Below are 9,680 nucleotides of genomic sequence, written 5' to 3' on the forward strand. Positions count from 1 at the left end.
AGGAGGTTATGAATACTTGGCCGTTTGTATTCATAAGCCCGCTCGCGGTTCCAATCGCCCTGCGTCCAACTGTATCGGGACATCTCGCGCTTGATTGCCTGATCATCTCCCGCGCTTTCGCCGTCAGCAGATCAACGGTGAACCGCTTGGTTTAGAGACCTTGCTGTAATCCAGGACCCGAAGGAAAGGCCCTGGGTGTCCCGCTCACCACACGTCCCGGATCATTTCTCGGACCTTGGCCGTCAGCAGGTCGAACGTGAACGGCTTGGTGATCAGTTGCATGCCTGGGTCGAGAAAACCACCGCGCACCGCCGCGTGCTCGGCATACCCGGTAATGAACAACACCTTGAGACCTGGCCGAATCTGACGGCCGATCTCCGCCAACTGGCGTCCGTTCATGCCGGGCAGGCCGACATCGCTGATCAGCAAGTCGATGCGCTGCTCCGACTCGATGATTGGCACGGCCGTATCGGCATCACCGGCCTCCACATAGGCATAACCCAATTCCTTGAGCACTGCGCTGACCAGCACCCGTACCGCGGGGTCATCTTCGACGATCAATACCGTCTCGCCTGTCTCGGCAAACGGTAGAAGGGCGGGATCAGCAACTTGCGCCGCGACGACTTCGCCGACATAACGGGGCAGGAACAGGCTCAAGGTAGTGCCTTTGCCGACCTCACTGTGAATGGTGACATGGCCATGTGACTGACGGGCAAACCCGTAGATCATCGACAGCCCCAGGCCTGTGCCCTGGCCAATCGGCTTGGTGGTGAAGAACGGGTCGAACACCCGGCCCATCACGCTCTCAGGGATGCCGCAGCCGGTGTCGCTGACGCTCAGTTCCACATAGTCGCCCGGCTGCAAGGTGCCATAGGCGGCGGTAAACACGTTATCCAAGTGGCGGTTGGTGGTTTCCACCGTGAGCTTGCCGCCGCCAGGCATGGCATCTCGCGCATTGATCACCAGGTTGAGCAGGGCGCTTTCCAGTTGATTGGGGTCGGCTTCGGCCGTCCACAATGCGTCGGCGAGGCGCATATCCAGCTCGATGCTTTCGTTGATGCTACGTTGCAGCAGCTCCCCCATGGAGCTGACCAGTTGATTGATTTCCACTGGCTTGGCATCGAGGGACTGGCGCCTGGAGAAGGCTAACAGCCGGTGAGTGAGACCCGCCGCTCGGTTGGCCGAGGTGACGCCCAGGTCGATCAGACTGTCCAGGTCGTCCAGCTTGCCCCGGGCGACGCGCCTGCGCAGCAACTCCAGACTGCCGATAATCCCGGTGAGCATATTGTTGAAGTCGTGAGCGATACCGCCCGTCAACTGGCCGACCGCTTCCATTTTCTGCGATTGGCGCAAGGCGTCTTCGTTATGACGCAGTTGGGCAGTGCGTTCTTCGACTTGCTGTTCCAACGTCTCCAGCGTGCGTTGCAGGCGCAGTTCGCTTTCACTCAGGTCGATCAAGCGGTCTCGCGCTTCGTACTGCCGACGACGGCCGCGCAGGGCGGCGCTGACCAGGCTGATCAAGGTTACCGGGTGGAAGGGGCGTTCGAGGAAGGTCACGTTGCCGAGCAAGCCACTTAACTGTGATGAGCCGTTCTGCTCGCTGCCACCGTGGTGGGTCATCAGCACGATGGGCAAGTCCGACCAGGCCGGCTGCTGGTGCAGATACACCAACAGGGGGTCAAGATCGACGCCACGCAAGGCCTCGGCGGCAATGATCAAGAGGCCGACGCCGTGTTCCAGCGCTTCACAGAGCGCGCTCAGGTTCTGCGCCACGATGCCGTTGTACCCGGCTTCATTGAGCATCATCAACGCCAGAGAGCTGTCGCGTCCAAGCGGCGCCAGGATGATAGCGCGCTCGAAGACGGGAGCAAGGTCGCTCACGGCACATCATCCTTAAGTAGCGGTGAGCCAACACCCAAGTAAGTGGGGACGCCGCGCAACACGCCCTGAAAGGCTTCCAGCGGCTCGCCGATAGTCATGCCTTGGCTGCCGATGCGATATTCACGAATGGTCGACTCGTGGCTGCCGGTCCGTTTCTTGATAATGGAGACAGCGCGCCGAACTTTACCCAACGCCTCGAAGTACCGCAGCAGAATGACAGTATCCGCAAGGTAGGTGATGTCTACCGGCGCCTGCATGTCACCCACCAGGCCATGCTGGGCTACGGTCATGAACGTCGCGGCGCCTCGTCGGTTGAGATACAGCAGCAGTTCATGCATGTGCAGGATCAACGCGTTCTCTTCCGGCATAGCGGCCTGATAACCGTTGATACTGTCGATGACCACGGTCTTGATGCCCCCATCATCCACGCACCGCCGTACCCGATGTGAGAATTCGCCCGGAGACAACTCGGCGGCGTCGACCTGCTCAATCAGCAGGTTGCCGGTTGCTTGCAGGGCCTGCAGATCGATACCCATGTTCTTCATGCGCTCGAACAGCAAACCCAATTCTTCGTCGAAAATAAACAGCGCCGCTTTTTCCCCCCGTGCCACGGCAGCGGTCGCGAAGATCATCGATATCAGCGACTTTCCAGTGCCTGCAGGGCCGAGTATGAGGCTGCTTGAACCCGTTTCTATACCGCCACCCAGCAGGGCATCCAGTTCGGGGATTGCGCTGCTCAACGTCTGCCGGAGATAACCGCTACGGTGTTCCGCAGCCACCAACCGAGGAAACACGTGCACGCCGTCTTCCAAAATAGTGAAGTCATGGAAGCCACCGCGGTATTTTTGGCCGCGGTATTTCATCACGCGCACTCGTCGACGCTCTGCGCCATAGGCAGGTGTCAGCTCTTCCAAACGAATCACACCATGGGCCACACTGTGCACTGTCTTGTCGAGCGACTCGGTAGTCAGGTCGTCCAATAGCAAGACCGTCGCGTCGTAGCGTACGAAGTAATGCTTGATCGCCAGAATCTGTCGGCGATAACGCAGGGAGCTCTGAGCCAGCAATCGGATCTCTGACAGACTGTCAATCACCACCCGGGTGGGTTTGACCCTTTCCACCACTTCAAAAATCTGCTTGGTCGCTTCGCCTAGTTCCAGGTCGGAGGAATACAGCAAGCTTTGCTGATGATCTGCATCGAGCAGGTTCTCAGGTGGGGTCAGTTCGAAGATATTGATCGCATCGACCAGGTCCCAGCCATGGGATTTGGCGCCCTGGCGCAATTCCCGCTCGGTCTCGGAGAGGGTGATATACAGCGAGGTCTCACCATTTTTCGCCCCAGCCTGCAAGAACTGCAAGGCGACGGTGGTCTTGCCGGTACCCGGTTCCCCTTCCAGCAGGAATAGATGACCGCGTGATAGTCCGCCGGACAGAATGTCATCAAGACCTTCGATGCCGGTGGCCGCCTTTTCACTGATCAGCTCGTTGGATGTAGTCAAGGAGTGCCCTCAGGTCACGTACAAAATGGAAGGACGCACCGCCTTGGGCGCGCCATATTCACTTGACCGTAGTGGCCCGAAGCCGTTCCCCGTTTCGTAAAAATTGTACAAGGCAACTGGGGACGTCAAAGGCCCTGCTGCAGCGCCGGATCATCCGGATTTTGTTGCTCAAGTTGCGCCAACAGCACTTGGACATTCTGCAATTGGCCGCTTTCTTTCCAGTAGTTGACCAACAACACCCGCGCCTTGCGGTTGGCCGGATGGCGCTGGATGATTTCCTCCAACTGACGCTGGGCCGCTTCCAATTCAGCCTGGGCATGCAGGGTAGTGGCCAGGTCGTAACGGTAATCCTGATTGTCCGGCTCCAGCTCCACCGCCTTGGATAAGCCAAGCAGCGCATAGGTACGCTCGCCATGGTGCAGCAGCCACATGCCCAACGCGTGTTGCAGGTACGCCGATTCGGGGTGGGCCGCCAGTTGCCGGGCCAGCAATTGGCGGGATTCTTCAGTCTTGCCTTGTTTATCCAGCAATTCGATTTGCGCGACCACGGCTTGCAGGTTGTCCGGTTCCAGGCGCATGGCCTGTTCCAAGGCAAGCTGGGCATCCGGCAGTAGGGAGCTGTGGATGTACAGGCGTGCCAGTTGAATCCAGCTTTCGGCGGTTTCGGGCTGGGCCTTGAGGTATTTCACGAACTCATCGAGTACCTGCTGCAAGGGTCCGAAGTACAACCCCAGGGTGTCCGGTGACAAACCCAGCAAGGCATTGGCGGCGGCAAAGCGCACGCCTTGTTCAGGGTCATCCAATACCGGGCCCACCAACAAGGTGCGCTGGCCGGAGGGCACCAGGCCAACGATGCTGTGGATCGCAGCTTCACGCACCAACGGTGAGTCGCTGGCCAGGTCCTTATCGGCGAGTTTCAGCGCCTGCGGGCTGGGATAGTTGGGCAACTCGGCGTGCAGCGCAGCGCGGCGCTCCGGGGAAAGGTCCGGACGGCCCAACTGCTGATACAGCACCCGTGCAGCGCCAGGCTCGCCATTACGCGCCTGTTTCAGGGCTTTTGAGTAGCCATGGGCAATCGCCGGCGGCACCGGCGGCGTCGTGGACCGGGTGAAATACCAAGCGAGCACTACGATAAACAACAGGGCGCACAGGCCGATGATGGAGTAACGGCGTGACTTTGACATGCAGGCGTCCAAGCGGGTGCAAAGCGCCAAGCTTCGACCAGCGCACGGCGAGTGTCAAACCCGCGTCAGGTGAGCACGTACTCCACAGGCTCCAGGGCAGGCGGCAGCGGCTCGCCGAGGGCCGCGAGGATTTCCCGCTCCAGGGTTCGCACGATGGCGTTGCACGGCAGATCGTTTTCGTCGAAGCCGAACGGGTCTTCCAGGTCGTCGCCAATTTCATCGAGGCCAAAGAAGGTGTAGCTGACGATGGCCGTAAAGATCGGCGTAAGCCAACCCAGGGGTTCGGCCATGGCAAACGGTAGCAGGATGCAGAACAGGTAAATGGTGCGGTGCAGCAGCAAGGTGTAGGGGAAGGGCAGTGGCGTGCTCTTGATGCGCTCGCACGAGGCTTGCACCTGGCTCAGGCTCACCAGCCGCGTCTCCAACTGGGTGAAGCGCCATTCACTGATCACGCCTTGCTCCGCCAACTCGGAAAAGCGTGCACCGATTTTTTGCAGCACGTTGTCCGGAAGGTTAGGGTGGTTGGCCTCGACGTCAATCCACGGCTTGATCGCCCGGGCCTCATCTTCAACGCGCAAACGTGCGATCAAGCCATGGGCAAAGCCGCACAAGCCGCGCAGCAGGCCTGCGCGCTCCACTGGATCACTGAGTATCTGGGTCTCGCGGATCAGTGAGCGCACATCGATGATCATCTGCCCCAGTTGCTTGCGGCCTTCCCACCAGCGGTCATAGCAGGCGTTGTTGCGAAAGCTCATGAAGATCGACAACGACAGGCCGAGCAATGTGAACGGTGTGGCATTGACCTTGGAGAAGTACGCGGGGTGCAGGGTTTCCACCAGCACAATCACCGAGGCCAGCAGGGTGACCAACAGGCTGCGCAAGGCGATGCGCTTGGCAATCGACCCCTTGAGGGAAAACAGGATGCCCAGGAGGTTGGGCTTGGGACGGACAATCATCGCGGGGAGGACTTCTTTGGTGGCGCAGGCCCTCAGGTTAGAAGCTCGTACCCAAGGCGTCCAATCGCTTGGACTGACCAACTGATCAGCGGGATCGATGACTGGCCAAACCAGTCAGCCATCTTGATGGCTTTGACCATTGCTGGGAGGGCTCGTCGGGGCGATTATCGGGGAGATTCGGATAGCCCAAGGAAAACAATAATGCAGATTCAAAATAAGGTGTTCCTGGTCAGCGGCGGGGCCTCGGGCCTGGGTGCGGCCACGGCTGACATGCTGGTCGCTGCTGGCGCCAGGGTGATGCTGGTGGACTTGAACGCCGAGGCGGTCGCGGCCAAGGCCGAGCAGTTGGGCGACAACGCCCGCAGTGCGGTCGCCGATATCAGCCAGGAAGCCGCCGCCGAAGCAGCGGTACAGGCGACTGTCGCGGCGTTCGGCGGCCTGCACGGCTTGGTCAACTGCGCGGGCGTGGTGCGCGGCGAGAAAATCCTTGGCAAGAACGGCCCCCATGCCCTGGCGAGCTTTGCTCAAGTGATCAACGTCAACCTGATCGGCAGCTTTAACTTGCTACGTCTGGCCGCTGCGGCCATCGCCGAGACCGAAGCGAATGCCGACGGCGAGCGCGGCGTAATTATCAACACCGCCTCGGTGGCGGCCTTTGACGGTCAGATCGGTCAAGCAGCGTATTCGGCGTCCAAAGGCGCCATTGCCAGCCTGACGTTGCCCGCTGCCCGTGAACTGGCGCGTTTCGGCATCCGTGTGATGACCATCGCCCCCGGCATTTTCGAAACCCCGATGATGGCCGGCATGACCCCGGAAGTGCGCGACTCCCTGGCGGCTGGCGTGCCGTTCCCGCCACGCCTGGGCAAACCGACTGAGTACGCGGCGCTGGTGCGCCATATCATTGAAAACAGCATGCTCAATGGCGAGGTGATCCGTCTCGACGGCGCCTTGCGCATGGCGGCCAAGTAAGGAGTATTGCCATGAACGACCCCATCGTCATCGTCAGCGCCGTGCGCACCCCCATGGGCGGGTTCCAGGGCGACCTCAAGGGCCTGACCGCGCCGCAACTGGGCTCCGCCGCCATTCGTGCCGCCGTCGAGCGCGCTGGCATTGCCAGCGATGCCGTGGATGAAGTGCTGTTCGGCTGTGTACTGCCCGCCGGTCTCGGCCAGGCGCCTGCACGCCAGGCGGCGCTGGGGGCCGGGCTGGACAAGTCCACCCGTTGCACCACGCTGAACAAAATGTGCGGCTCCGGCATGGAAGCGGCGATTTTGGCCCACGACTCACTGCGGGCCGGCAGTGTCGACGTCGTGGTCGCCGGCGGCATGGAAAGCATGTCCAACGCACCCTACCTGCTAGACCGTGCGCGCAGCGGCTACCGCATGGGCCACGGTCGCGTGCTGGACCATATGTTCCTCGATGGCCTCGAAGACGCGTACGACAAAGGCCGCCTGATGGGCACCTTTGCCGAAGACTGCGCCTTGCACCACGGCTTTACCCGTGAGGCCCAGGACGCTTTCGCCATTGCCTCCCTGACCCGTGCACAGGAAGCGATCACCCACGGTAGTTTCGCCGCCGAAATCGTGCCGGTGCAGGTCACGGTCGGCAAAGAACAGAAAACCATCCAGCACGACGAACAGCCGCCCAAGGCCAAACTGGACAAGATCACCACTTTGAAGCCCGCTTTCCGCGAAGGCGGCACCGTCACGGCAGCCAACTCCAGCTCCATCTCGGATGGCGCGGCTGCGCTGCTGTTGATGCGCGAGTCCGAGGCTGTGAAACGCGGGCTAAAGCCCCTGGCGGTGATCCATGGGCATGCGGCCTTTGCCGATGAGCCTGGCTTGTTCCCGGTGGCGCCGGTCGGCGCGATCCGCACGCTGATGACCAAGACCGGCTGGAAGCTCGATGAAGTCGACCTGTTCGAGATCAACGAAGCGTTTGCCGTGGTCAGCCTGGTGACCATGACCCAGCTGGAGATTCCCCACAGCAAGGTCAACATCCACGGCGGTGCCTGCGCCCTGGGCCACCCGATTGGCGCCTCCGGTGCACGGATCCTGGTGACCTTGCTCTCGGCCCTGCGCCAGAAAGGCCTCAAACGTGGCGTAGCAGCCATCTGTATCGGCGGTGGTGAAGCCACGGCCATGGCTGTCGAATGCCTGTATTAAGGACGAATCACCATGCTGCCCAATGACGAACAACTGCAAATCAGCGAAGCCGCCCGGCAATTTGCCCAGGAGCGCCTCAAACCCTTCGCCGCCGAGTGGGACCGCGACCATCGCTTCCCCAAGGAAGCCATTGGCGAAATGGCCGAGCTGGGTTTTTTCGGCATGCTGGTGCCGGAACAGTGGGACGGTTGCGACACCGGCTACCTGGCCTACGCCATGGCCCTGGAAGAAGTTGCCGCCGGTGACGGCGCCTGTTCCACCATCATGAGCGTGCACAACTCGGTGGGCTGCGTGCCGATCCTCAAGTTCGGCAATGACGACCAGAAAGAACGCTTCCTCAAACCCCTGGCCAGTGGCGCCATGCTCGGCGCCTTTGCCCTGACCGAGCCCCAGGCCGGCTCGGACGCCAGCAGCCTGAAAACCCGTGCGCGCCGTGACGGTGACCACTACGTGCTGAATGGCTGCAAACAGTTCATCACCTCCGGGCAAAATGCCGGGATCGTGATTGTGTTTGCCGTCACCGACCCGGCGGCAGGCAAACGCGGGATCAGCGCCTTTATCGTGCCGACCGATTCACCGGGCTATAAGGTGGCACGGGTCGAAGACAAGCTCGGCCAGCATGCCTCGGACACCTGCCAGATCCTGTTTGAAGACGTGCAGGTGCCGGTCGAAAATCGCCTGGGCGAAGAAGGCGAGGGCTACAAGATCGCCCTGGCCAACCTTGAGGGTGGCCGCGTGGGCATTGCCGCGCAAGCGGTGGGCATGGCCCGTGCCGCCTTTGAAGCCGCCCGCGACTATGCCCGCGAGCGCGAGAGTTTCGGCAAGGCCATCATTGATCACCAGGCCGTGGCCTTTCGCCTGGCCGACATGGCCACGCAAATCGCCGTCGCCCGGCAGATGGTGCATTACGCCGCCGCCCTGCGTGACAGCGGCAAGCCCGCACTGGTCGAGGCGTCCATGGCCAAGCTGTTCGCTTCGGAAATGGCGGAAAAAGTCTGTTCTGCCGCCTTGCAAACCCTGGGCGGTTACGGTTACCTGAGCGACTTCCCCCTGGAGCGCATCTACCGCGACGTGCGGGTCTGCCAGATTTACGAAGGCACCAGCGATATCCAGCGCATGGTCATCTCACGCAATCTCTAAGGAGCCGATACATGAGTTACGAAACTATTTTGCTCGAAGTCCAGGGCCGCGTCGGGCTGATTACCCTCAATCGCCCGCAAGCCTTGAACGCCTTGAATGCGCAACTGGTCAGCGAACTGAACCAGGCGCTGGATGGTTTGGAAGCCGACCCCGAGATTGGCTGCATCGTCCTGACCGGCTCGAAAAAAGCCTTCGCTGCCGGCGCCGATATCAAGGAAATGGCCGAGCTGACCTACCCGCAGATCTACATGGACGACCTGTTCAGCGACAGTGACCGCGTGGCCAATCGCCGCAAGCCGATCATCGCTGCGGTCAACGGCTTCGCCCTTGGTGGCGGCTGTGAACTGGCGTTGATGTGCGACTTCATCCTGGCGGGCGACACCGCCAAGTTCGGCCAGCCCGAGATCAACCTCGGCGTATTGCCGGGCATGGGCGGCACCCAGCGCCTGACCCGTGCGGTGGGCAAGGCCAAGGCCATGGAAATGTGCCTGACCGGACGTTTTATTGATGCGGTGGAAGCGGAGCGCTGCGGCATCGTTGCGCGTATCGTGCCAGCCGATGAACTGTTGGAAGAAGCGCTGAAAGCCGCCACGCTGATCGCCGGCAAGTCGGTGCCTATCAGCATGATGGTCAAGGAAAGCGTTAACCGCGCGTTTGAAGTGAGCCTATCAGAAGGCGTGCGCTTTGAGCGTCGGGTATTCCATGCGGCGTTTGCGACGCAGGATCAGAAGGAAGGCATGGCAGCGTTCGTGGCCAAGCGCGCGCCTGATTTCAAAGACCAGTAACCCAATCCCAAAAACACCAGTGTTCAAATGTGGGAGGGGGCTGTGTCAGTTAGAGTGGGTAGTTTTTCAG

At 61.0% G+C, this 9,680-nt stretch carries 8 protein-coding genes; 4 read left to right on the plus strand and 4 right to left on the minus strand.

The genetic code is table 11. From position 1 onward, the window contains the following. Positions 1-204: 204 nt before the first annotated feature. From DYL61_RS10220 to DYL61_RS10235, 4 genes are all read right to left on the minus strand, one after another. Positions 205-1,881 (minus strand): ATP-binding protein, encoded by a 1,677-nt coding sequence (locus tag DYL61_RS10220; RefSeq protein ID WP_135308240.1) that lies wholly within the window; start codon positions 1,879-1,881, stop codon positions 205-207. Further along, positions 1,878-3,380, minus strand: a complete 1,503-nt coding sequence (locus DYL61_RS10225) for an ATPase domain-containing protein (RefSeq protein ID WP_135308241.1) — start codon at positions 3,378-3,380, stop codon at positions 1,878-1,880. The genes DYL61_RS10220 and DYL61_RS10225 overlap by 4 nt, the downstream gene beginning before the upstream one ends. Positions 3,381-3,505: 125 nt before the next feature. After that, the gene (locus DYL61_RS10230) at positions 3,506-4,564 is read right to left on the minus strand and encodes a tetratricopeptide repeat protein (RefSeq protein WP_135308242.1); all 1,059 of its coding nucleotides are present in this window, start codon (positions 4,562-4,564) and stop codon (positions 3,506-3,508) included. Between the two features lie 65 nt (positions 4,565-4,629). Then, positions 4,630-5,520, minus strand: a complete 891-nt coding sequence (locus tag DYL61_RS10235; RefSeq protein WP_135308243.1) for a bestrophin family protein — start codon at positions 5,518-5,520, stop codon at positions 4,630-4,632. Between the two features lie 201 nt (positions 5,521-5,721). Between DYL61_RS10235 and DYL61_RS10240 the strand changes: the two genes are divergently transcribed. From DYL61_RS10240 to DYL61_RS10255, 4 genes are read left to right on the plus strand one after another with little or no spacing between them, the layout of a single operon-like run. Then, positions 5,722-6,489, plus strand: coding sequence for an SDR family NAD(P)-dependent oxidoreductase (locus tag DYL61_RS10240; protein WP_135308244.1), 768 nt, complete (start codon positions 5,722-5,724; stop codon positions 6,487-6,489). An 11-nt stretch (positions 6,490-6,500) separates the two neighbouring features. Next, positions 6,501-7,685: an acetyl-CoA C-acyltransferase gene (locus DYL61_RS10245; RefSeq protein WP_135308245.1), complete on the plus strand. Its 1,185-nt coding sequence runs from the start codon at positions 6,501-6,503 to the stop codon at positions 7,683-7,685. Between the two features lie 12 nt (positions 7,686-7,697). Further along, complete coding sequence (locus tag DYL61_RS10250; RefSeq protein WP_135308246.1) at positions 7,698-8,825, plus strand: acyl-CoA dehydrogenase; 1,128 nt, start codon at positions 7,698-7,700, stop codon at positions 8,823-8,825. Positions 8,826-8,836: 11 nt separating this feature from the next. Beyond that, positions 8,837-9,610 (plus strand): enoyl-CoA hydratase, encoded by a 774-nt coding sequence (locus DYL61_RS10255; protein ID WP_135308247.1) that lies wholly within the window; start codon positions 8,837-8,839, stop codon positions 9,608-9,610. Positions 9,611-9,680: the final 70 nt, after the last annotated feature.

Source organism: Pseudomonas nabeulensis (genome assembly GCF_004682045.1).
GTDB lineage: Bacteria > Pseudomonadota > Gammaproteobacteria > Pseudomonadales > Pseudomonadaceae > Aquipseudomonas > Aquipseudomonas nabeulensis.

Bases quoted from the DNA above. Each gene is read 5' to 3' on its own strand.
- DYL61_RS10235 (WP_135308243.1), bottom strand. From the start codon at position 5,520: ATGATTGTCCGTCCCAAGCCCAACCTCCTGGGCATCCTGTTTTCCCTC.
- DYL61_RS10230 (WP_135308242.1), bottom strand. From the start codon at position 4,564: ATGTCAAAGTCACGCCGTTACTCCATCATCGGCCTGTGCGCCCTGTTG.
- DYL61_RS10255 (WP_135308247.1), top strand. From the start codon at position 8,837: ATGAGTTACGAAACTATTTTGCTCGAAGTCCAGGGCCGCGTCGGGCTG.
- DYL61_RS10245 (WP_135308245.1), top strand. From the start codon at position 6,501: ATGAACGACCCCATCGTCATCGTCAGCGCCGTGCGCACCCCCATGGGC.
- DYL61_RS10240 (WP_135308244.1), top strand. From the start codon at position 5,722: ATGCAGATTCAAAATAAGGTGTTCCTGGTCAGCGGCGGGGCCTCGGGC.
- DYL61_RS10250 (WP_135308246.1), top strand. From the start codon at position 7,698: ATGCTGCCCAATGACGAACAACTGCAAATCAGCGAAGCCGCCCGGCAA.